Here is a 20,965-nt window from a genome sequence, read left to right on the forward strand (position 1 = left end):
GACCCGCAAGCGGCCCCGCGCGAACCTGTGGAAAACCCGCCCTGACTCCGCCGTCGCCGCAGGTCAGGAAGGCTCCCCCGGGCTGCCCGCCGAATCGGGGATCTCGCCGCCGCGGGGGCCCGGGATCTTCCCGCTCACCTCTGGTCGTCCGGCAGGCAGGCACACGCGGTCGCGGCCGGTCTCCTTCGCCCGGTAGAGCGCGAGGTCGGCCGCGGTCAGCAGTTCGACGAGGTCGTTGCCGTGGTCGCCGACGACGGCGACACCGACCGAGATGGTGATCGACACCTGGACGCCGTCCACGGCGATCTCCATCCGCCCGACCTGGGAGCGTAGTCGCTCCGCCGCCTGCCAGGCCTCCGTGGTGTCGGTCCCGGGCAGCATGACCACGAACTCCTCACCGCCGAACCTGCCGAGCAGGTCGGACTGGCGCAACTGCTGGGCTATGGTCGTCGCGACGCCGAGGAGGACCTGGTCGCCGAAGAGGTGGCCGTGGTTGTCGTTGACCCGTTTGAAGTGGTCGATGTCGACGATGAGCACGGCCGCGCGCCCCCGGGCGGCACGGGTCCTGGCGATCTCCGCGGCCGCCTCCTGCTCCCAGGTGGGCGCGTTGAGCAGACCGGTCTTGGGGTCGGTCCGGGCCGCGGCCTGCAACTGCTGGTAGACCAGGCTGCGCTGGAGCAGGAGCACCGGCGGAACCGCGATGACCAGGAGGAACAGGGAGATCTGCGCGAGGATGGCGACGGTGACCCCGACACATAATTCGACGGAGTCCACGAGGAAAGCCTCTCGGTCCCACATGCTGCGGATACCGCCCGACCCGCCGCTCAGCCCGGCACCCATGAACACCAGGAACGTGTTCATCAGGGTGAACCCGGCGCAGCAGGCCAACGCGATGAACACGCCGTTGACGGTGGTCAGGACCTGGTGCGCGGCCGGGGAGCCGCCGATCCCGGCGAGCAGCCCCACCTCGGTACCGTGCCAGACCACCGAGGCGAGGAACCCCGAGACCCCCACGGAGGCCGCGTTGAACACCCGGCGGTGCGGCAGCGTGCGCCGGCTCCGGCGCTGGAGCAACAGGTACACGGGGACCGGAATGAGAAGCGAGTACACCGGCGGCAGAAGAAGCATCGCGGGGAACCACCAGGCCCCCAGCAGGTCGCGGGTCAGGCCGGCCGGCATGTCGATGCGGCGGATGGCCTCCACACACACCACCGCGGAGACCACGAGGGCGAAGAAGAGCGTGAGGTCCGGGACGGTCAGGGCCGTCTGCGCGGCGGCCACCCCGAACAGGAACAACGCGACGAAGACCAACAGGAGCAGGTAGACGACCAGCCCGAGGGGCTGTTGGAAGATCGGCCAGGTCCGGCGGTCGCCGGGGCGGCGTTCCTCCGCCGCCATCGGCTTCTCCGAGATGCTCACCGCTCCATCCTCCCTCCCTGTGTCACCCTCTGCCTCCGGAGCCCTACACCTGTCTCTGATGTGCCCACCGCCTCCCACGGTTCTCCTTTCGACGAACCGGATTCGCCCCGCGTTCCGCCGCGGTGCCACTCGGTGACCAGGGCGGCTCCACATCCTCCCTGGTGGGCCTCTGGCAAGCACACCCTTCCCACTTTACATTACTTTGGGTAATAACTTAATTGCCGATTGTATGTGCCCTGCAGGCCGAGGCTACCGCAGCCATCACCCTCTGTTCCAGAGGGGGTTGGTTGGCGTCACGATTTAGGGCATCCTGCCAGAGGGCGCCGACGGTTTCGGCCAGAAATCTGGTCCGGTTCGTCCGTCCGTCTGTCGTACCGACCGCTCGACGCCCGTCAGCACTCAGCACTCGAACCAAGGAGCATCACATGGCCAAGAAGGTCCTTCACTGGCTGTAGTCCCCTCTTCCTGACACGAGCGGGGACGGGCCACCGACAGGCGGCCCGTCCCCGGTCCGGGCCGGCCGGGTCTCGTCCCGGCCGGCCTTCGCTGTGTGCGTGTGCTCCTGTGGTTCGTACGCTCCCGTGGACGTCCCGTGAGTACGGCCCGCTCCGGCGGCGGTTCCGTCAGTCCCGGATCCGCGCCACCTCGTAGGCGGCCCGGAAGGCCCGGTAGCGCGCCAGTTCCTCCTCCATCGGGGCGACGACCCGCAGGCCCGCGATCTCCCGGACACGCTCCTGAGCGGCACGCTCCACGCTCTCGCGGCGCTGGACGGCGGCGACCTCCACGAGGTTTCCGCAGCCCACCCCGGTCAGCCAGCCCACCAGGAGGCCGGCGCCGACCACGGCGCCCGAGTAGGCGATGAAGATCGGGTCGTCGAACATCCTCAGGCCGGTGATACCGCCCCCGAGCCAGCTCAACAGGGACAGCAGCGCCCAGGCGAACCCCGCCCCGGCCACGGCCAGCAGCGCGTACTGCACCGTCCGGGCCAACCGCCACCACGACGGGCTGCGGTCCGGGTCACCGACCGCGCCGGCGACCGCCTCACCCAGTTCGGCGGGGAGTTCGGCGGCACCGCTGCGAGCCGCCGCCCGCATCCGGCGGCGCCACGGGCCGGGCATCCCCTCGGACACCTCGTCCGCGGCCTCACCCAGGGCCGTCTCCAGCTCGGCCTCGTGCGCGTCGACCCGGCCGCCGACACCCGGTTCGTCACGGCGCAGGAAGTCCAACTGCACGGTGGCGAGGGGGTCCTTGCGGAGTTTGGCGACGTAGCGGGCCACCGGCCAGCCGACGCGGCGCTTGCCCCTGCGGACGTCGTTGGTCTCCACCACGTCGGCGACGGCAGTGACGCCGGCCGCGTTGGCCAGCCCCTCCTGGACCCGGGACCGTGTCTGCACGGACACCGTCTCGGGGACCTCCCTGTCGCCGTAGAACTCCTCGAACGGCACGATGACCTGGTCGAGGTCGGCGACGAGCCGGTCCACCAGGGCGTGCCGCTCGGTGACCGTCTCGCTCAGGAAGTCGCGCACGTCGCGAACGCCCTGGCCGGTCACGGTGGAGGTGGTGATCACCCGCGGGTGCACGCCCGACTCCGACTCCAGGAGGCGGCGCAGGTCGGTGAGGAGCTCCTCGAGCTCGTCCGACGCGACCTTGTCGACCTGGTTGAGGACGGCGACGGTGACCGCGCCGTGCCCGGCCATCTTGGCCAGGTAGCGGTGGTGCACGGCCGCGTCGGCGTACTTCTGCGGGTCGAGCACCCACACGAGCAGGTCCACGGAGCCGATGAGCCGGTCGGCCTCGGCGGTGTGCATGCTGCGGACCGAGTCGTGGTCGGGGAGGTCGAGCAGGACCAGGCCGGTCAGCTCGGAGTTGCCCGAGTCCAGGACGCTGGTGCGCGAGTGGCGGTACCGGGTGGGCACCCCCAGCCAGCTGAGGAGCGCGTCGGCGCCCTCGTGCCCCCACACACAGGCGTGTGCCTTGGAGGTGGTGGGGCGGGTGACGCCGGTCTGCGAGAGTTCGAGCCCACACAGGGCGTTGAACAGGGAGGACTTGCCGCTTCCGGTGCCTCCGGCCAGGGCCACGACCGTGTGTTCGCCGGACAGGCGCAGACGCGCCCCGGCATGGTCGAGCAACTGCCCGGCCCGGCCCAGGACCTCCTCGGGCAGGTCGTCCCGGCCGAGTTCGGCGAGGGTGCTCAGGGCGTCCAACCGCTCGATGAGCTCGGCCCGGCTGGTGGTGCTGGTGGGCTGCCAGTGGTCGTGGGTGGTGGGGCGGTACTCCTCCTCGGCTTCCTCCGAGGCGGTGTCCTCCCGTTCGTACGCGGACCGGGCCTCCCGTTCGGGCGCGGCCCCGGGTTCCGTCCCGGGCGCGGGGGTCTGGGCGCCGACCGCCCGGAAGGCGCCCGAGACCGCGGAGGGTCCGGGGATCCTGCGGGGCAGGGGCGGCGGGTCCTCGTCCGCGCTGCCGTGCGGTCCCCCGGCGCCGGTGTCCGCGACCGGGTCCGCGGGGCCGGCGGCCTCGGTGCGCTCTGGCTCCGATGCCGCCCCGGGAGCGCGCTCCCCGCCCTTCTCTCCGTCCCGCTCGTCCTGTTCCGGGCTGGGCACCCAGGTGGCGGTGGCCGGTGTCCGCGTGGCGCCGGGCGCCGGGCGCCGGGTGTGGCGCCGGGGCGCCTCCTCGGCCTCGGGGCCTTCCGGAGTGCTCCGGGCGGGCTGTTCCGCGGCCGGGTCGGCCGCCCGCTCCGCTGGGCGCTCGGTCTCCGGGGTGACCACCGGGAAGCTGCCGGTGCTGCGACCGGCGATGCGGGTGTCGTCAGCGGCCTCGGTAAGGCTGCCGACCCACCCGGCGAGGCCGTCGGGGTCGTCCTCCTGCTCGGTGTGCCCCTGGCGGCGCCGCTCCCCCTCGGCGTCCGCCCAGGCGCGGGCGTGGCGTCCGAAACGCCGTTGCCGGGCTTTGGCGGCCTCCGCCGACTCCGGGTGGGGTTCCGGCCGGGTGGAGGCGTCCGTGACGGTTTCCGGGGCCTGCTGGGGCGCGTTCTGCGCCGCCCCGGCTCCGGAGGGGTCCGGGTATCCGGCGATCCCGTCGTAGGCCGGGGGCTCGTGGGTGGGCGGTTCCTCCGCGGCCCGTTCACGCTCCTCGGCGTGCTCGGGATGCTCCGGCACCGGCATGGTGTAGCCGCGCCAGGGGCTGTTCTCGTAGGAGGCGGGGCCCCCGGACGGAGCGGGGGAGGCGGGTCCCCGGTCGGGTTCGTCGTTCCAGGGTCCGGACGCGGCGGGTCCGCTCTCGCGCTCCTCGCCCTCGGCCCGGGGCTCCCCGTGGTCGGCGTCCCCCGGGTGGGGGGAGTTCCACTGAGTCGTCATCGTGCAATCTCAAGGTTGTACGTGGCCTGATAGAGCTGGACGGCGCTGTCCTCGGACGGGATGCCCGCCGCGGCCAGGGCGTGGTCGAAGGGCGTGCGCTCGTGGGAGAGCAGCCCGAGGACCCGCCGGCGCAGGTTCTCCCGTGCGCTCCCGCCGATGCTGCGCAACGACTGGGCGCCGAACAACCCCTTGAGCAGGCGCTGCGGGGACGGCCCGGAGGCGTCGGCCGCGTGGGTGCCGCCTCCGGAGTTGGATCGTTCGTAACCGAGCAGGTCGATGATCATGACCAGGGCGACGATGTCGTGGTCGAAGGTGACGAAGCGGGCCACCGACCGTTTGGTGGCGCCGTTGGCCGCGGTCATCTCCGCGACCTCCCGCTGCCACTCGGTGATCTCCTGGCGGAGCTGCTTGGCGAGCGTTCCCGATCCGGGCTGGTCGAGGGCCCTGTCGGCCAGTGCGGCACCGCCGGGCACCTCCCGCCAGCGCTGTTCGATCTGCTCCGAGGCCCGCTCCTCGGCGGATACCACCAGGGCCTCCAGAGCGTCGCGGACGGCCCGTTCCAGGGCGCTGACCCGCTGGCCGCGCTCGGCCTGTTCGGCACGGCCCTTGCGGGCGCGCCTGCCGCGCAGGCGCAGGCTCTTGGCGAGCTCACCGCTGGCCGCGACCTCCTGCCAGCGGGCCAGGAGGGAGCCGCGCAGCAGGGTGCCGTCGCCCAGGGCGGTGTCGATACGCGCGGCCGCTCCCGCGTACGCGTCGTCCACGACGGCGCCCAGGGAACGCCCGGTCTCGATCTGCGCCTCGACCTGGCGGACGAGTTCGGGGACACGGGTACGGAAGCTGTCGATGACACCGATGAAGGTGCGCCGGGAGACCCGGTCGCGCTGTCCGGCCTCCCCGGCCACGTCCGCCAGGTACTCGCGGATGTGGTCGGCGACGTTGGAGGTGAAGCGTTCGCCCTCGATCTGGTCGGTCTCGGGGATCGCGAAGCGGGCTGCGTTGCCCAGGCCGTTGGCCTCCAGCATCGCGCCGAAGTGGTCCAGGAGCTGGCGGCGGCCCTTGCGGGGGACCCGGGACAGGACGACGGCCAGCGAGGTGTCCCGGTCCCGGGCCACCTGGAGGAACTCCCACACGCGCGCGTCCGCGTACCGGCCGCTGGTGGTGACGAACACCCACAGGTCGGCGGCGTCCAGGAACTTGGCGGCGAACTCGTGGTGGGCTGCGACGGCGGAGTCGACGTCGGGGGTGTCCAGCAGCGCCACACCCGGGGGCATGGCCTCGGTGGCGGCGAGCACCAGCATGCCGTCCTTGCCCGGCATGGCCAGGCCCTGCTGACGCACCCGGGGCAGGGAGGGGATGAAGGAGGCCTCGCTGAACCAGTCCACGTCGGCGGGGTTGCAGGCCAGCACCGGGCTGTTGGTGGTGGGCCGACGCACGCCGGTGGTGGTGACCTGTTCGCCGACCAGGCTGTTGACCAGAGTGGACTTGCCCGCGCCGGTGGAACCGGCGACGGCGATGAGCAGGGGGATGTCGGGGCGGCGCACACGGGGCAGGACGTAGTCGGAGAGCTGGGCCAGGACGTCCTCCTGAAGCGCCTTGCCCTCCTCGGCCCCGGCCAGCCCCTCGGCGAAGGCGAGGTCGCGGATCTGCCTGCGCAGGGACTCCAGGACCTGCTCGAAGCGGTCGTCCTCGTTCGTGGGGGCCCGGTGCTTGGCCGGTCCGGCGGACACGGGAACCGTGGGTCCCCGGCGTCCGCCTTCGGTCCCACCGGGCCGGGGCGCGGCTTGGGCGCCCATGGCGGCGGGCTGGGCGGAGGTGGCGTCCGGTCCGGTTCCGAACCGGTCCGAGGCACCGGCGCCCGAGGCGTCCGGTGCAGCCGACGGCCGGGTCATGATCGGTATGCCCTCCTCATCGAGTGTCTGGGGCGGATACCCCTCCGCCTGGAAGGGGCCCGTTACCGGTACTGAGGTTCCCCCGTCGGCCCCTGGCGTGCGCCGCCGCCGGAGGTCCTAGTGGAGATCGCGCCCGGTCGCCATTCGATCGATCTCGACCTGGGCTCCCGTGTGCAGTATGTCAAGATCCCGCGCTGTTTTGACCACTTCTCCGATGATCACCACGGCGGGGGGCCGGACTTGGGCCGCTCGGACCGAGACGGCGATGTCCGCCAGCGTACCCGTCACCGTCCGCTGACCCGGCAGAGTCGCCTCCTGGACCACCGCGACGGGGGTCTGCGGGGACCGGCCGTGCTCGATCAGGGCGTCGGTGATGGCCTCGATCCGCTGCACGCCCATGAGGGCGACCACGGTGCCGTCGGCCCGGGCCAACCCGGCCCAGTCGACCGTGGAGCGGCCGTCACCCGGGGCGACGTGCGCGGAGACGATGTGCACGTCCTGGGAGACACCCCGGTGCGTGGCGGGGATCCCGGCGCTGGCGGGTGCGGCCAGGGCGCTGGTGACACCGGGGACGGCGGTCACGGGGATCCCGGCGGCCGCGCAGGCCGCGGCCTCCTCGCCGCCCCGGCCGAAGAGGAAGGAGTCGCCGCCCTTGAGGCGGACCACGAACTTGCCCTCCCTGGCGCGCTCGACGAGGACGGAATTGATCTCCTCCTGTGCCATGGAGCGGCCGTAGGGGATCTTGGAGGCGTCCACGATCTCGACGTCCGCGGGCAGGCGGTCCAGGAGGGAGGTCGGCGCGAGGCGGTCCACGACCACCACGTCGGCCTGGGACAGCAGCTGCTGTCCCCGGACCGTGATGAGGCCGGGGTCGCCGGGGCCGCCGCCGACCAGGGCGACGCCGCGCAGGCGTTCACGGCCGCGCCGGGCGTCCAGGGTGCCGTCGGCCAGTCCGTCGATGACGGCGTCGCGCAGACCGGCGGAGCGGCGCGGGTCACCCGAGGCGACCACGCCGACGGTGATGCCGTTGGCGGAGCCGCTGGCGGGGGTCCACGCGGAGGAGGCGTGCCGGTCGTCCGCGCGCACGCACCAGATCCGGGCTTGTTCGGACTCCTCGGCGACGGCCGCGTTGACCTCCGGGGAGTCCGTGGCCGCGTGCACGAGCCAGAAGAGGGGCGCCTCGGGGCCGCGGACGTCACCCGGCTCCCACGGGCGGCGGAGCCAGGTCAGGTGCCCTGCGTCGGCGAGGTCCTCGAGCGCGGCGGACACCTCCGGAGAGATGAGGGTGACGCGGGCGCCGGCCTCGAGCAGGACGGGGACCCGGCGTTGGGCCACCCTTCCGCCTCCGACGACGAGGACGTCACGGTCCCGCATGCGCAAGCCAAGGAGATAGGTCACGGATCGCACCCCTTCGGTCGTCCGCACCGGCCCCCGGCTTCGACGGCGGGGTGCACGCGTGGGACACGGTCCCCTGCGCGCCGCCGGCGATATTCGGCGATTGCTCCAAATTACCTTGTCAAAGCGGTGTTACATCGCGGTAAAGGGGCGACCCCCGAAGGGCGTGACCCAGGACGCATCCACCCCCGGGCCCCGACCGCGGCGGTCGGGGCCCGTCGTTCGTTCCCCTCGGGGCCGTGCCCCTACCGGGCGGTGGACACACCGGCCGTGTCGAAGGTGGCCACGTTGCGCAGCGCCCGCGCCGAACCCTGCAGCAGCGGCAGCGCCAGCAGCGCCCCCGAACCCTCGCCGAGGCGCATCGACAGGTCCACCAGCGGGGTCAGGCCCAGGTGTTCCAGCGCCACCCCGTGGCCGGGTTCGGCGGAACGGTGTCCGGCGAAGCAGGCGCTGATCGACTCCGGGGAGACGGCGGCGGCGACCAGTGCGGCCGAACCGGCGATCACCCCGTCCAGCAGCACCGGCACCCGCAGGGCCGCACCGCCGAGGATGAACCCGGCCAGCGCGGCGTGCTCCAGCCCACCGAGCGCGGCGAGCGTGCCGATGGGGTCCTCCGGGTCCACCGGGTTGGCCTCCAGCGCCCGGCGCACCACCTTCACCTTGTTCTCGTAGGTGGCGTCGTCCACCCCGGTTCCGCGCCCGGTCGCCACGGACGGGTCCGCCCCGGTGAAGGCGCAGACCAGAGCCGCGGCTGGGGTGGTGTTCCCGATCCCCATGTCGCCGGTGACCAGGCAGCGGTTGCCCGCCGAAACCAGGTCCCGGGCGACCTCGACACCGCCCTCCAGGGCCTGGAGCGCCTGGTCGCGGGTCATCGCCGGGCCCTGGGTGAAGTCCGCGGTCCCCCGGGCGACCTTGCGGGGCAGCAGCCCGGCCGCTCCGGGCAGGTCGCCGACCACGCCGACGTCCACCACGGTCACCTCGGCGCCCACCTGCTCGGCGAAGGCGTTGACCACGGCCCCGCCGTCGAGGAAGTTCTGCACCATCTGCGCGGTGACCTCCTGCGGCCAGGAGGTCACCCCCTGGGCGTACACCCCGTGGTCACCGGCGAAGACCGCCACGGCGGCGGGTTCGGGCACCGGCGGCGGGCACTCCCCCGCCAGCCCGGCCAACTGGACCGAGACCTCTTCGAGCAGCCCGAGGGAGCCCTGGGGCTTGGTCATCCGGGCCTGCCGGTCTCTCGCCTCCTCCACGGCTCGGGCGTTGAGCGCTCCGATGGCGGCGATGGTCTCCTCCAGCAGGGTGGTCGGCTCGTGGCCGGGCAGACCGCGGCGACCGTAGCGGTCGCGGTGCACCGCCCAGGACAGGGGGCGTCCCTTCGCCCAGCCGCCGAGGCCGAGTTCGGGTTCGGTGGGGAACTCCTCGACGTAGCCGACACACAGGTAGGCGACGACCTCGAGGTGGGCGGGGAGTTCGAGGGCTCCGGCGACCTCGCGCTCGTCGGTGACGGCGACCCAACCGACCCCGAGCCCTTCCGCCCTGGCGGCCAGCCACAGGTTCTCGACGGCGAGCGCGGCGGAGTAGGAGGCGGGCCGGGAGTGCCGGCCCGCGCCGTGCGCGCCCCTGCTCGGGTCGACGGTGACGGCGATGTTGAGCGGGCTCTCCAGGACGGCCTCGACCTTGAGGCCGGAGAAGGCGTGTGCGCGGGGGCCGGGTCGGGCGCGGGAGCGGGTGTCGCGCTCGTTGCGGGCGAGGTCGCGCACGCGCGAACGCAGTTCCCGGTCCTCCACGACCAGGAAGTCCCACGGCTGTGTGTGCCCGACGCTGGGTGCCTGGTGGGCGGCCTCCAGGACTCGGGTGAGCACGTCGGCGGGGACCGGGTCGGGCCGGAAGCCCGCGCGGACGTCGCGGCGTTCGCGGATGGCGCGGTAGACGGCGGCGCGCTCGGCGTCGTCGAAGGCGTGGCCGCCGTGGCCCCAGGCGTCGCCGGTAGGGGCCGGGGCGGCCTGGACCGGCCGGGGCCGGTCCTCCTCGGGCGCCTGGGTCTCCTCCGGTTCGGCCCGCTGCTGCGGTCCGGTGTGCTGCGGCTCCGGGAGGGGCGCCGCTGCTTCGTGTGCGTGCACGGTCTCGCTCTGCTTCGGCTCGGTGGTGATGGGGTTCTCGTCCGCGTGGGCGGGGTCGGCGGGCGCGGACTCGCGGGTCCCGGCCGGGTGGGCCGGCCCGGCCTGGGGTTCGGGCTGCCGGGGTTCGGGCTGCCGGGGTTCGGGCTGCCGGGCCCCGGTGTCCCGGGGACCCCCTCGGAAGGGAATGACGTTGAACCGGGGGTCGTTCACGGGTGCCGCCGGGGCGGATGCCGGCGCGGCGGGGGCCGCCGGGGCGGAGGTCTGCGCGAAGGGGGCCGGGGGCTGCTCCCCCGGCTGTTCGGGCTGTGCGGGAGCTTCGGCCTCGGGGCGCGGCGGCTCGGGCGGAGCGGGCGGTGTCTCCGGCTCCTGGAGGGGGCGTCGGAAGGGGTTGCCCGGAGCAGCGGCCCTCGGCTCCTGCTCCTGCTCCTGACCCGTTCGGGTTCCCCTACCGCTCTCCGGCAGTCCGTCCAGGAGGCCGCCCAGCCCCGGGCCCAGGCCGGGCGCGGGACGGTTTCCACGCCATCGCGCACCCTCCTGGTCGCCGCGGCGGGCGTCCTCGCGGTCATCGTTGGTCATGATCGCTCCCGAAGGTTCAAGAGGCCTGTGGGCTGCCCGTTTCCACCTGGTCCGACATGGATCCGGCCCAGCGTAGTCCGCGGTGTCCGCACCGCTCACACGGGTCCCCCGGCCCGGGGCGCAGCCTGCCCCGGTACGAACACCGGGGTCCTCAAGTCAGGACCAACTGTGCCAGAGTCCGCACGGCCGCGTGCTGGCCGCCGGGGCCGGCCCCGGCGGCGCCTCGACGCTGCCCGGGCGGCGCAGACCGTGCCGCGCGTTCCTGGGGAACTCGTGGCCCGAGAGGTTGTCGTGGCCCAGGAGACCACTGTGACCAGCGGGTTTTCGGACGGGGGCGAAAGCGCACTACGGCACCCCGCACCCCACACGGGGAGTGCTTTGGGTCACACCTCTGTGGCACTCTGTTCCGGTGCCCGCACCCCCTGTCCCGGGAACCACCCCAGAACGGAACGGATCACCCATGCGTCGGCGTACCTTCCTGACCAGTGCCACCGCGGCGGCGGGCCTGAGCGCTCTCGCTCCCGCCCTGGCCGGCCCGGCCGCGGCTTCGGACACCCGCACCGCCCCCAGGGTCCTGGCCGCGCGGGCCACCGCCACCGGCGCGGTCGTGCGCCCCGAGCACCGCTTCGACCTCGTCTCCGTCGCCCACCGCCCCGAGGCCCTCGCCCGGGGCTCCGAGGCCGCCGCCGTGCGCTTCGAGACCGCCGACGGGGTTCTGGGCGACTGGCAGGACCTGCACCCGCACACCGGCGGCCCCGAGCACCTGCCGCCGTCGGCCTCCGCGCTGGTGCGGGCACCCGAGGGCGCGGTCGGCTACCAGGTGCGCGGCGCGGACGGCGCCGACCTGGCCGCCGTGAACGTGCGCGACGGCGAGGAACTGCGGTTCGGCGGCCGGGAGCGGGTGTCGCTCTCGGCACGGGACCAGGGGGTCACGACGCTCTCCGGGGGTTCGGCGCTGCGCGTACGAACCCGGGCGGGGTGGGGCGCCGACGAGTCACTGCGTTTCGACGAGGAGGGCAACGACCTGTGGCCCGCCGAGTTCCACCGGGTCCAGGCGCTGACCGTGCACCACACGGCGATGGCGACCACCGGCGACCACGCCGCGGACGTACGGGCGGTGTACCACCTGCACGCGGCCGAACAGGGCTGGGGCGACATCGGCTACCACCTGTTGGTCGACCCCCGGGGCGTGGTGTACGAGGGGCGCCACTCCGGCGGCGGCCTACCGATCTTCGACGGGCTGCCGCTGCCCGGTCTGGCGAGGTCGGTGACGGCCGGGCACGCGTTCGGGTTCAACCACGCCAACATCGGGGTGTGTCTGCTCGGTGACTTCACCGGGGAGCTCCCCACCCGGGCGGCCCAGGACTCGCTCGTGGACGTTCTGCGGGTGCTGTGCGCGCTGACGGGTGTGGACCCGGCCGAACGGATCGAGTACGTGAACCCGGTCACCGGGGCGGTGACCCCGCAGGAGGCGGTGGCGCGGCACCGGGACTGGCTGGACACCGAGTGCCCGGGCAACGCCTTCGCGGAGGCGTTCGACACGGTGATCCGGCAACGGGTCGTCGACGGCCGGCTCTGAGCCGGAGCGCCGACACCCCCGTGCCGCCCGCGGCACGGGGGGAGGCGCGGTGACGGACCGCGGCGCGGGCACTCCCGCGAGGCCCCGCTGCGGCTTCGGCGCGGAGGGCCCCGGCGGTCGCGCACACCGGCGGGGCGCGTATCGTGATCGCACCCCAGCGCGATGCCCGCAGTCCGAAGCACAGAGGGAACACCCGTCATGGCCACCGTCCAGAGCGCTCCGATCATGCCCGCGGTCATCTTGGAGACCGATCGGCTGCGCCTGCGTTCCCTGCTCGAACGCGACATCGAAGACGTGTACACCTCGTGTGTGGACCCCGAGTTGCAGCGGTGGATCCCGCTCCCCGCCCCGGGGCGGGAGTACACCCGGGAGACGGCCGAACACTTCTGTCTGAACGTCGCCCCGGCCATCCGTACCGGCGGTGACGGCCAGCAATGGGCGATGGTGGACAGGGAGAGCGGCAGGTTCACCGGTTCGGTGGCGCTGATGCGCACCCAGTGGCCCGCCATGGTGACCGAGATCGGCTACTGGGTCTCGCCGTGGGGCCGGGGCCGCGGGTACGCCGCCGAGGCCGTGATCGCCGTCTCCCGGTGGGCCCTGGACCAGGGGTTCCAGCGGGTGGAGCTCAAGGCCGCCACGGCCAACACCGGATCGTGCCGGGTGGCGGAGTCGGCCGGGTTCGTCCGGGAGGGCACCGAACGCAACGCAATGCCGCTGCACGAGGGCCGTTCCGACCTCGCGGTGTTCGGTCTCGTGCCCTCGGACGTGCGACCCCAGGACCCGACGACGGCCCGGGTGTGACGGGGCCGCCGACCGCACCCGGCCCCGTCCGGGCCCCGGGCGGCCCCGTCTGCGGTTCAGCCCCACACCCGGGAGAGCAGCCACCCGCCCGTCGCGGTGTCGTGGCGCAGTTCGTACACGCCCTGCGCGTAGGCCGATCCGGCCTCCACCCGCCAGTGTCTGTGCTCGGGCACCTGGGAGCCCGAGCCCGGGGTCCAGCCGCCGCGCAGGGTCACCCAGTGGTCGATGATCCTGCGTATCCCGTACACCCTGCCGTTCCAGGTGAACCGGCTGGGCCGCCCGTCAGCCTCGACGACCGTGACCTCCGCCCCGTAGTACCGCCCCACGACAGCTCTCCCCAGCATCGACCGATCCCTGTGTCTGGCGTCCGGACGCGTGCGCGGGCACACCACCGGCTGGCCTGCCCGTGGGGAAGTACGGCCAGGCTTTCGAACGTGCATTCGAATACTAGCGAAGGCAGGGGGCCCGTGGAACTGTTTCCGCGCTTTCGGCATCACCACCAGTGACAGCGGTACCGGCACGGACCGATCGCCACGGACCGTGCCCGGGTCCCCGGCAGCGGACGCCCGGACCGGGGCCGGCAGGGCCACCGGCCCCGGTCCCTGCCCCGGACTCGGTATTGTGGCCGCCACCCCGCAGCCGTCCCATCGCCCCACCTCCCGGGCCCAGCACACCCCTCGACCCCCATGAGGACCCCATGTCGAACGGGCACGACAACCCCGCCCCACAGCATCCGGACGACCCGCGTGAACTGGGCGGGTACCGGATCCTGCGCCGCCTCGGACGCGGCGGCATGGGCACCGTCCACCTGGCGCAGGCCCCCTCCGGTGCTCAGGTCGCCCTGAAGGTCATCCACCCGGACCTGGCCGAGGACGAGTCCTTCCGGCTGCGCTTCGCCCGGGAGGTCGCCTCCGCCCGCCGGGTCGCCCGCTTCTCCACCGCCGGGGTCATCGACGCCCGCCTGGAGGGCGAACCCCTCTTCGTGGTCTCGGAGTACATCCAGGGACCCGACCTGGCCCGGGCGGTACGCCGACAGGGCCCGATGGCCGGCGGCACCCTGGAGAGCGTGGCGGTGGGCGTGGCCGCCGCGCTGGCCGCCATCCACGGGTCGGGGATCGTGCACCGCGACCTCAAGCCCGCCAACGTGCTGCTCTCCCCCGTGGGGCCCAAGGTGATCGACTTCGGGATCGCCCGCGCCCTGGAGGGAAGCGACGACCTCACCCGGTCCAGCCAGCTCATGGGCACCCCCTCCTACATGGCCCCCGAACTGCTGCACGGCGAACGGGCGACCCCGGCTGCCGACGTCTTCGCCTGGGGCTGCCTGGTGGCCTCCGCCGGAACCGGCCGCGCACCCTTCGACGCGGCCACCGTGCCCGCGGTCCTGCACAACATCTCCACCGCCGCACCCCGGTTGACGGGGCTCGACCCGAAACTCCTCCCCCTGGTGACCGCGGCCCTGGACAAGGACCCCGCGCTGCGGCCCACCTCCCAACAGATCCTGGACCGGCTCGTGGGCCACCGGGAAGTGGCCGACAGCGGCCATCCGGCCCCCGGCGACCGGACGCCTCCCCCACCGGAAACCCCTCCCGCTCCCACGGAGCCCGGCCCGGCCGGTGACCAGTCCCCGCCCGCGAGCCCGCGGCCCTCCCGCCACAGGGCGCTGATCGGCGCGGGTGCGGGGGTGGCCGCCCTGGGCCTGGTCGCCGCGCTCCTGTACGCCCTGCTACCGGACGACGAGGAACCGCCGCAGAACCTCCGCAACCTCTACCGCAGCGACTTCGCCACCAACCCCGACTGGGGAAACAACATCCACGACGAGCAGGAGGACCCCTACACCTCCGGTTACCTGCCGGGAGAGGGCCTCATGATGGCCATGGAGCCCGCACAGGAGTCCGACCCATCGAGCGGCCGCAACTGGCAGGCCCCCGCGGTGGCGGGGGTCCACTCCGCCGACCGCCTGCTCATCAGCACCGGGGTCCGTGTCGAGGAGGGGTACGACTACCTCAGCTTCGGAGTGCGCTGTGTCCGGTACCTGCACCCGGCCGACGCCGACCTGTCGGACGAGGGCCCCTACCCCGACTACCCGGACTACGAATACGTGCTCTCCTACCGGGCCTGGCTGCGCGCGGACGGCGCCCAGGCCACCATCTCCAAGTGGTCGAGCGACGAGGAGACCCACGACCTGGCCAGCGGGAACGTGGCCGAGTTCGACCCCTACCCCGTACTCACCCAGGACGCGGGCGATGACGGGCGGGGCGCCGAGGGGGCCGAACCGGTCAGCAACTCCGTCAGGTTCGCCTGTGAGTTCTCCGAGGAGGACGGCGGGGTCCCCGTCGCCGAGCTGCGTCTGTGGGTCAACGACCGGCTCGCGGTCAGCGCGACGGACGAGGAGCCCTACCCGGACGAGTACGCGGACCACCAGGTCGTCCAGCGCCAGGCCATCCACTACGACCGCGGGCAGAGCAACAAGCCGCTCCGCGTCCTCTTCGAGGGCTTCAGGCTCGACGAGATCGTCGGGCAGTGACCCCCGCACGGCCCTGCTCGCGCACCCCTCGACCCGACCGTGTACCCCAGCCGTTACCACCGCGGCGGCCGAACCGCATCCCGGCCGGAAAACGACCGGGAACCACCGGAGCACGTGGGCGTATCGACATCGGTACGCTGTTAGCCGCGAAGCACACGATCCATACGAGGGACCCCCAACTGTGACGTCCAACGGGCACGAAAGCGGCAAACCCCTGCGCGCGGGGGACCCGCGCGAACTCGACGGTTACCGCATCGTCAGTCGCCTGGGACGCGGCGGCATGGGCACCGTCTACCTCGCCAAGGACGCCGCCGAACGGTCCGTGGCCGTCAAACTGATCCACCCCGACCTGGCCGACGACGAGTCCTTCCGGCTGCGCTTCGCCCGCGAGGTCGCCTCCGCCCGCCGGGTCGCCCGCTTCTCCACCGCCGGGGTCATCGACGCCCGCCTGGAGGGCGAACCGCTGTTCATCGTCTCCGAGTACGTACCCGGACCGAACCTGGACGAGGCGGTCCGCAGCGGCGAGCCGATGCACGGCGGGACCCTGGAGGGCCTCGCCATGGGTGTGGCGGCCGCACTCACCGCCATCCACGGGTCGGGGATCGTGCACCGCGACCTCAAGCCCGCCAACGTGCTGCTCTCCCCCGTAGGGCCCAAGGTGATCGACTTCGGGATCGCCCGCGCCCTGGACGACTCCAGCGGTGCGGTCACCCGGTCCAGCCAGCTCATGGGCACCCCCTCCTACATGGCCCCCGAACTGATCCTGGGCGAGCAGGCCACGGCCGCGGCCGACATCTTCGCCTGGGGCTGCCTGGTGGCCTTCGCCGGAACCGGCCACGCGCCCTTCGACGCGGCCACCGTGCCCGCGGTCCTGCACAACATCTCCTCGGCCCAGCCCAGGCTCGACGGTCTCGACCCGAGTCTGCTGGACCTGGTCGGCTCCGCCCTCGACAAGAACCCCGGAAACCGGCCCACCTCCCAGCAGCTACTGGCCCGGTTGACCGGCCAGCAGGACCCCGAGGAAGCGGAGATCCGGCGCACCATCACCACCTCGTGGGCGCCGCCGAGCAGTTCCCCGGTGCCCGGGCGACCGCCGGAAGCCGCCGGGCAGGAGCTGCGGGGGCAGACCGCCGAGGGCCCCGTCACTCCGGAGGACCGGCCCGCGCAGGTGCCGCCCACCCAGGCGCTCTCCCAGGCCGGGCCGGTGCCCCCGACCCGGCACATGCAGCCGCAGATGCCGCCCGCCCAGCAGGGGCAGCCACTCCCCCAGGGGCAGTACCCCCATCCGAACGCCCCGCAGTCCGGCCCCCAGCAGGGTGTACCGCAGAGCCAGATCGGCCACGGAGGGCCGAGCGGCGGCCACCCGTCCGTTCCGCCGTACCAGCGGCCGGGCCGGCCCCAGTACGGGCAGGCACAGTACGCCCAGACCCCGTACGGGCAGGCGGCCCGACACGGCCAGACCCCCTACGGGCAGTCGCCGTCCCACGGCCGGCCCGCCCACGCCGCCCACAGCGGACCCGGCGGGCCCAGCGGCCCGCAGCAGCCCCCGAGCGCCCGGAACGGCGGCAGGGGCCCGGGCGGCCGCCGCAGGGCTCTGCTCGTCGGCGGAGCCGCGGCCGCGGTCCTGCTGGTCGTCGGCGTCGGCGCCACCGCTCTGCTCTCCGGCTCGGAGGACCCCCCGGAGAACACCACGAGCATCTACATCACCGACTTCGCCACCGAACCCGACTGGTCCGGTATCGGTGTCTTCGACCCGGGGGATTCGGACGGCTACTGGAACGAACAGAACGCCGTGGTGCTCCAGCACGATCCCGGTGACAGTTCCTACGAATCCCGCGGCACGGTGGCCCCCTACGACCGGCAGACCCCGGACCGCGTCCTGGTCAGCACCAACCTCGCGCCTCTGGAGGGCCCCGGCGAGAGCAACTTCGGGGTGCGCTGCTGGGACCAGGACGGCGATGACGAGCGCACCATGTACGAGGCCCTGCTCCGCTTCGACGGCCAGGAGGCGCAGATCCGCAGGGTGACCGAGGAGAGCGGCAACAGCGCGATCGCCGAGACCACGGACGTCAGGGGCTTCCAGACCTACGACCTCTTCGACGAGGACTCCGTGGCGAGGGGCCTGCCCTACGAGGTACGGACCGACGACCTGGTCACCAACAACCTCAAGTTCTCCTGCGAGTACGTGGCCGAGGACGGCGAGGAGCCGTTCATGGACCTGCGCATGTGGGTCAACGACGAACTCGTGCTCTCCGCCACGGACGAGCCGCCGCTCCCCGACGACAGCGGCCTGGACGACGAGGACCGGCGCCGGGTCGGCATCGTGATGCGCCCCGGCGCGGGTACGGAACCGATCGCCTCCCTGTACACGGACTTCGCCCTGTACAGGATCAACGTCGAGGGCTGAACAACCGCCGGCCCCGGACAACCTCCCCACCCCGAACCCGCACCGAGAACCACACACCGGACCGGTACCGGACCCCGGAACCAGCCACCGACCGAGGAGAACCATGCGTGCGATCGTGATCGAAGAGTACGGCGGCCCCGAGGTCCTGCGGCTGACCGAGACCGAGGCTCCCGAACCGGGGCCGGGCGAGGTCCTCGTGGACGTCGAGGCCCGGGGCGTCAACTTCATCGACCTCTACCAGCGCAGCGGCGCCTACCAGGTGCCCCTCCCCTACGTCCCCGGCATGGAGGCCGCCGGTGTGGTCGCGGCCCTGGGCGAGGGCGTCACCGACCTGCGGGTGGGCCAGCGGGTGGGCTGGGCGATGGCCCCGGGCGGGTACGCCGACCGGGCCGTGGTGAAGGCGTCCCTGCTCGTGCCGGTGCCCGACTCGGTCTCCGCGGACCAGGCCGCCGCGCTGTTGCTCCAGGGCATGACCGCCCACTACCTCACCCACTCGGTGCACCCGGTGGCCGAGGGCGAGACCGTGCTGGTGCACGCCGCGGCCGGCGGGACCGGGCTGCTCCTGACCCAGCTGGCCAAGGCACGCGGCGCCCGGGTCATCGGCACCGTCTCCACCGACGCCAAGGAGCGGATCGCCCGCGAGGCGGGAGCCGACGAGATCATCCGCTACACCCGGGAGCCGGTCGCCCCGGCCGTGCGCGAACTCACCGGGGGCGAGGGCGTCGCGGCGGTCTACGACGGGGTCGGCCGGGACACCTTCGACGCCGGCCTGGACTCCCTGCGCCCGCGCGGTGTGCTGGCCCTGTTCGGGCAGTCCAGCGGACCGGTCGAGCCCGTGGACCCACAGCGGCTCAACAAGGCCGGAGCGGTGTACCTGACCCGGCCCTCGCTCGCCTACTTCGTGGCCGACCGCCAGGAGCTGCTGGGGCGCGCCGACGACCTGTTCGGTCTGGTGGAACAGGGCCGCCTGGACGTGCGGATCGGCGGCCGGTACGAGCTCGGCGAGGCCGGCCGGGCGCAGAGCGACCTCGCCTCCCGGAGCACCACCGGCAAGCTGCTGCTGGTCTGAGCCGAACGGCCCGGGCGGACGGCCCGCGACACGGTTTCGACACGAACGGCGGTGGCGGCCCCTCCTGGGGGCGGCCACCGCCGTTGCCGTCCGTCCCGCCCGACCGCACCCGCGAGGGCGCGCCGGAACGGGCGGGCACTCACTCGCTCTGACGCGGCTCCGGGGTGTTCCCCATCCGGGCGCCGGCCCGGCGGACGTCGTCACGCGCGTCGGCGACCGCCCGTTCCGCGGCCTCGGCGGCCTCCGCCGCCGCCTGGGCCGACGCGGAGCTCTGCGCCGGGTCGGGCCCGGTGATCTGCGCCGGCCCCTCGGCGCCCTCCTCGGACTGCTCCTTGGTGGTGGAGGGGGCGCTGCCGGCGGCCTCGCCGGCGAAGGCGTGGCTGACGTTCTTGACCGCCTCGGTCAGCTCACCCGGGATCACCCAGAAGGTGTTGCCCTCGCCCTCGGCCAGGCTCGGCAGCGTCTCCAGGTACTTGTAGGCGAGCAGCTTGGCGTCGGCGTTGTTGGCGTGCACCGCCTGGAAGACCCGCTCGATCGCCTTGGCCTCACCGTCGGCGCGCAGGATCGCCGCCTGCTGGTCACCCTGGGCCTCCAGGATGGCCTGCTGGCGAGCGCCCTCGGCCTTGAGGATGCGGGACTGGCGCTCACCCTCGGCGTGCAGGATGGCCGCGCGCTTGTCGCGGTCGGCCCGCATCTGCTTCTCCATCGCCTCCTTGATGGTGGGCGGCGGGTCGATCGCCTTGATCTCGACCCGGTTGATGCGGATGCCCCACTTGCCGGTGGTCTCGTCCAGGACCCCGCGCAGCCGGGTGTTGATCTCCTCCCGGGAGGTGAGGGTCTTCTCCAGGTCCATGGAACCTATGACGTTGCGCAGCGTGGTGACGGTGAGCTGGTCTATGGCCTGGATGTAGTTGGCGACCTCGTAGGCGGCGGCCTTGGGCTGGGTGATCTGGTAGTAGAGCACCGTGTCTATGTTGACCACGAGGTTGTCCTCGGTGATCACCGGCTGCGGACGCGAGCTGAAGACCTGCTCGCGCAGGTCGAACTTGGTGTTCACCCGGTCCACCCCCGGGATGATGAAGTTCAGTCCCGGGTCGAGGGTGCGGATGTAGCGGCCGAAGCGCTCGATGTTGTACGCCCGCGCCTGCGGGACGATACGGATCGCCGACAACGCCACGGCGACCAGGAGGACGGCGAGGATGATGAAGGGTATGGCAGATTCCATGTTCTGCACCTGTGCCTAGGTCCGGGAAAGCAACTGTGTTCCGGCTCAGTTCTGTTCGGGTCGGTTCTGTTCGGGCAGTTCGGGCAGCGCCTCACGCGGGTAGACCACGGCCGTGGCGCCGTCGATCTCCATGACGTCGACGTGCGCGCCCACCGGGATCACGAGGTCCTCGTCGATACAGCGTGCCGACCACTCCTCTCCCTGCAGTTTGATCCTGCCGTCGTCGGCGCCGACCTCCTGGAGGACCACGCCGGAGCGGCCCACCAGGGCGGCCGTGCCGGAACGGGCGTCCGGCCCCCGGGTGAGCTGGCGGTCCATGATGGGTTTGACCAGGACGATCCCGGCGGCGGCAGCGGCGGCGAAACCGATGACCTGCACGAGCACGGGGAGTCCAATGGCACCGAGGAGCGCGGCGACGAGTGCGGCCGCCGCCAGTAGGCCCAGGACGAAGGTCAGGGTGAAGAACTCGGCGGCCCCGAGCGCGGCCGCGAGGATGATCCAGATCAGCCAGGCAGGCATTTCCTGTGGCCCTCCCGCTGTGGTTTCGGGTAGTCCCTAAGCTACCCACACAGACCCGGCACACCACAAGATCCCGAGAAGGGATACAC

General features: G+C 73.0%; 13 protein-coding genes. 5 read left to right on the plus strand and 8 right to left on the minus strand.

Annotated features, from left to right (window positions below):
• Positions 1 to 63 precede the first annotated feature (63 nt).
• The 5 genes from ACUKCB_RS14265 to cobT form a co-directional block, all read right to left on the minus strand.
• Positions 64 to 1,419: a GGDEF domain-containing protein gene (locus ACUKCB_RS14265; RefSeq protein ID WP_473036085.1), complete on the minus strand. Its 1,356-nt coding sequence runs from the start codon at positions 1,417 to 1,419 to the stop codon at positions 64 to 66.
• A gap of 623 nt (positions 1,420 to 2,042) precedes the next feature.
• The gene (locus ACUKCB_RS14270) at positions 2,043 to 4,772 is read right to left on the minus strand and encodes a GTPase (protein ID WP_473036086.1); all 2,730 of its coding nucleotides are present in this window, start codon (positions 4,770 to 4,772) and stop codon (positions 2,043 to 2,045) included.
• Positions 4,769 to 6,661, minus strand: a complete 1,893-nt coding sequence (locus tag ACUKCB_RS14275) for a dynamin family protein (RefSeq protein ID WP_473036088.1) — start codon at positions 6,659 to 6,661, stop codon at positions 4,769 to 4,771. The genes ACUKCB_RS14270 and ACUKCB_RS14275 overlap by 4 nt, the downstream gene beginning before the upstream one ends.
• A 117-nt stretch (positions 6,662 to 6,778) precedes the next feature.
• Positions 6,779 to 8,059 (minus strand): uroporphyrinogen-III C-methyltransferase, encoded by a 1,281-nt coding sequence (gene cobA / locus ACUKCB_RS14280; protein WP_473036089.1) that lies wholly within the window; start codon positions 8,057 to 8,059, stop codon positions 6,779 to 6,781.
• A 242-nt stretch (positions 8,060 to 8,301) separates the two neighbouring features.
• Positions 8,302 to 10,752, minus strand: coding sequence for a nicotinate-nucleotide--dimethylbenzimidazole phosphoribosyltransferase (gene cobT, locus ACUKCB_RS14285; RefSeq protein ID WP_473036091.1), 2,451 nt, complete (start codon positions 10,750 to 10,752; stop codon positions 8,302 to 8,304).
• 460 nt (positions 10,753 to 11,212) lie between these two features.
• On the opposite strand from cobT, the gene ACUKCB_RS14290 reads away from it, so the two are divergent.
• Both ACUKCB_RS14290 and ACUKCB_RS14295 read left to right on the plus strand, forming a co-directional pair.
• Entirely contained in the window at positions 11,213 to 12,331 is a 1,119-nt protein-coding gene (locus ACUKCB_RS14290; RefSeq protein WP_473036092.1) for a peptidoglycan recognition protein family protein, read from the plus strand.
• Positions 12,332 to 12,529: 198 nt separating this feature from the next.
• A complete protein-coding gene (locus tag ACUKCB_RS14295) occupies positions 12,530 to 13,132 on the plus strand; it encodes a GNAT family N-acetyltransferase (RefSeq protein WP_473036093.1) in 603 nt (200 codons plus the stop codon).
• 56 nt (positions 13,133 to 13,188) lie between these two features.
• On the opposite strand, the gene ACUKCB_RS14300 is transcribed toward ACUKCB_RS14295, so the two are convergent.
• Positions 13,189 to 13,476 (minus strand): DUF6504 family protein, encoded by a 288-nt coding sequence (locus ACUKCB_RS14300; RefSeq protein WP_473036094.1) that lies wholly within the window; start codon positions 13,474 to 13,476, stop codon positions 13,189 to 13,191.
• Between the two features lie 353 nt (positions 13,477 to 13,829).
• On the opposite strand from ACUKCB_RS14300, the gene ACUKCB_RS14305 reads away from it, so the two are divergent.
• The 3 genes from ACUKCB_RS14305 (at position 13,830) to ACUKCB_RS14315 (ending at position 19,132) form a co-directional block, all read left to right on the plus strand.
• Complete coding sequence (locus ACUKCB_RS14305; protein ID WP_473036095.1) at positions 13,830 to 15,656, plus strand: serine/threonine-protein kinase; 1,827 nt, start codon at positions 13,830 to 13,832, stop codon at positions 15,654 to 15,656.
• Positions 15,657 to 15,837: 181 nt separating this feature from the next.
• Complete coding sequence (locus ACUKCB_RS14310; RefSeq protein ID WP_473036097.1) at positions 15,838 to 18,063, plus strand: serine/threonine-protein kinase; 2,226 nt, start codon at positions 15,838 to 15,840, stop codon at positions 18,061 to 18,063.
• Between the two features lie 103 nt (positions 18,064 to 18,166).
• Positions 18,167 to 19,132 carry a quinone oxidoreductase family protein gene (locus ACUKCB_RS14315; protein ID WP_473036099.1) on the plus strand — a complete coding sequence of 322 codons (966 nt, stop codon included), beginning with the start codon at positions 18,167 to 18,169 and terminating at the stop codon, positions 19,130 to 19,132.
• A gap of 139 nt (positions 19,133 to 19,271) precedes the next feature.
• Here ACUKCB_RS14315 and ACUKCB_RS14320 read toward each other — a convergent pair whose 3' ends face one another.
• Together ACUKCB_RS14320 and ACUKCB_RS14325 are read right to left on the minus strand one after the other, a co-directional pair.
• Positions 19,272 to 20,357 (minus strand): SPFH domain-containing protein, encoded by a 1,086-nt coding sequence (locus ACUKCB_RS14320; protein WP_473036100.1) that lies wholly within the window; start codon positions 20,355 to 20,357, stop codon positions 19,272 to 19,274.
• A gap of 45 nt (positions 20,358 to 20,402) precedes the next feature.
• The gene (locus ACUKCB_RS14325) at positions 20,403 to 20,876 is read right to left on the minus strand and encodes an NfeD family protein (protein WP_473036101.1); all 474 of its coding nucleotides are present in this window, start codon (positions 20,874 to 20,876) and stop codon (positions 20,403 to 20,405) included.
• Between the last annotated feature and the right edge of the window lie 89 nt (positions 20,877 to 20,965).

The organism is Nocardiopsis moroccensis, from assembly GCF_055763695.1.